Source organism: Ruminococcus callidus ATCC 27760, assembly GCF_000468015.1.
Classification (GTDB): Bacteria; Bacillota; Clostridia; order Oscillospirales; family Ruminococcaceae; genus Ruminococcus_C; species Ruminococcus_C callidus.
Map to the genome: position 1 here is coordinate 1 of NZ_KI260311.1, position 2,306 is coordinate 2,306.

At 50.5% G+C, this 2,306-nt stretch carries 1 protein-coding gene; it reads left to right on the forward strand.

Going from position 1 to position 2,306, the window contains the following annotated elements; translation table 11 throughout:
- Positions 1-82: 82 nt before the first annotated feature.
- Positions 83-1,549, forward strand: a complete 1,467-nt coding sequence (guaB, locus tag RUMCAL_RS02430) for an IMP dehydrogenase (protein ID WP_021680876.1) — start codon at positions 83-85, stop codon at positions 1,547-1,549.
- The last annotated feature ends 757 nt before the right edge of the window (positions 1,550-2,306 follow it).

Genomic DNA, 2,306 nt, shown 5'->3' on the forward strand with positions numbered 1-2,306 from the left:
TCGCCAGACGCTCTTTGTGCGGTATTGCCTTAGCGGCAGACCTTTGCAGAACTGATCTTCGGAAGATTGAGGAGGTCATTCAATGGAACTGTGTGAAAAGTTTGGAAAACAGGGACTGACATTCGACGACGTGCTGTTGATTCCGGCAGAATCGGACGTAACACCGAACATGATCGAACTGCGGACAAGACTTGCCGGCAATGTCTGGCTCAACAACCCGATCATGACTGCGGCAATGGACACCGTCACCGAAGCCAGAATGGCAATTGCCATTGCCCGTGAAGGCGGCATCGGTATCATTCACAAGAACATGAGCATCGAACAGCAGGCAGACGAGGTGGATAAGGTAAAGCGTTCGGAAAACGGCGTTATCGTCAACCCGTTCTCCCTGACGGAAAATCATCTGGTATCTGATGCCAACGCTCTGATGGGCAAGTACAAGATCTCCGGCGTGCCGATCGTAGATAATGTGGGCAAGCTGGTGGGCATCATCACCAACCGTGACATGCGGTTCCTGTCCGACTATAACGGCCCGATCTCGGAAGTAATGACCAAGGATCACCTGATCACGGCTCCGGTAGGCACGACTATGGAAGAAGCACAGGCGATTCTCCGCAAGCACAAGATCGAAAAGCTGCCGCTGGTGGATGAAGAAGGCTACCTCAAGGGCCTGATCACCATTAAGGATATTGAAAAGGCAGTACAGTTCCCGAACTCTGCCCGCGACGAAAAGGGTCGCCTGCTCTGCGGTGCTGCGATCGGCATCACCGCAAATGTTCTGGAACGTGCTCACGCTCTGGTAGATGCACAGGTAGACGTGCTGGTTCTGGACTCTGCACACGGTCACAGCAAGAACATCATGACTACCCTGAAAAAGGTCAAGGAAGCATTTCCGCATGTACCGGTCATCGCCGGAAACATCGCTACCGCAGAAGCAGCAGAGGCTCTGATCGAAGCCGGTGCAGACGCTGTCAAGGTCGGCATCGGACCTGGCTCCATTTGTACCACCCGTATCGTTGCCGGCATCGGCGTGCCGCAGATCACCGCAGTCTATGACGTGGCTCAGGTGGCAAAGAAGCACAACATTCCGGTCATCGCAGACGGCGGTATCAAGTACTCCGGCGACATTGTAAAGGCTCTGGCTGCCGGTGCAAATGTCGTTATGCTGGGCTCACTGCTGGCTGGCTGTGAGGAATCTCCGGGAGAAACCGAGATCTATCAGGGACGTTCCTTCAAGGTATACCGCGGCATGGGCAGTCTGGCTGCTATGGCAAATGGTTCCAAGGACAGATACTTCCAGGAGGGTGCCAAGAAGCTGGTGCCGGAGGGCGTAGAAGGTCGTGTGCCGTACAAGGGCAGTGTTGCCGATTCCGTGTTCCAGCTGGTAGGCGGTATTCGCTCCGGTATGGGTTACTGCGGCTGCAAGACCATTGAGCTGCTCCACGAAAAGGCAAAGTTCGTACAGATCACCAACGCCGGTCTGCTGGAGAGCCACCCGCATGATATTCAGATCACCAAGGAAGCTCCGAACTATTCGACACATTCCTAAAATACGCACAGGCATGTGCCTGTAGTCAATAAGAAAAGCGGTGTACCAGAAAGGTATACCGCTTTTTTTGTTGGTGTGTTTGATTTTTCTTGACAGGATTCGATCAGATATGCTATAATAAAGCCCTAGGGCATACCGAAAACGGTGGACGGTTTCGTTTCCTGCTCCCATGTACAATTTTGTACGTTGGGAGGTGATGCTATGGAACATTATGTGACTTGGTCAGAGCTCTTAGCTCTCTTGACACTTTTGATTGCTTTTGCATCTTTGCTATACGCAATTTTCCATGACGATCATAAAAAGAAATAACCGCCCTCAGCGACCAAACTAGAGACGGTTAATTCTTTAACTTTCCTAAACATGGGAGCAACCGTCTGCCGGTATGCTCTTTCTATTTTTATTATACGCATTTTTCTCCGGTTTGTCAAGAGGCAGACCGGCGTTTTTTTCGGTTTTGCTGTCTTGACAAAATTCGACAGGATATGCTATAATAAAGCCCTAGGGCATACCGAAAACGGTGGACGGTTTCGTTTCCTGCTCCCACGTATCTGCATACGATGGGAGGTGATGCTATGGAACATTACGTAACTTGGTCAGAGCTTTTTGCATTTCTGACGTTCTTGGTTACATTTACAACGCTGTTGTATCACATTTTCCATGACGATCATAAAAAGAAATAACCGCCCCTCTCGCAAATAGGCAGTTATTTCTTAACAACTATCGTGGGAGCAACCGTCTGCCGGTATGCTCTTTCTAT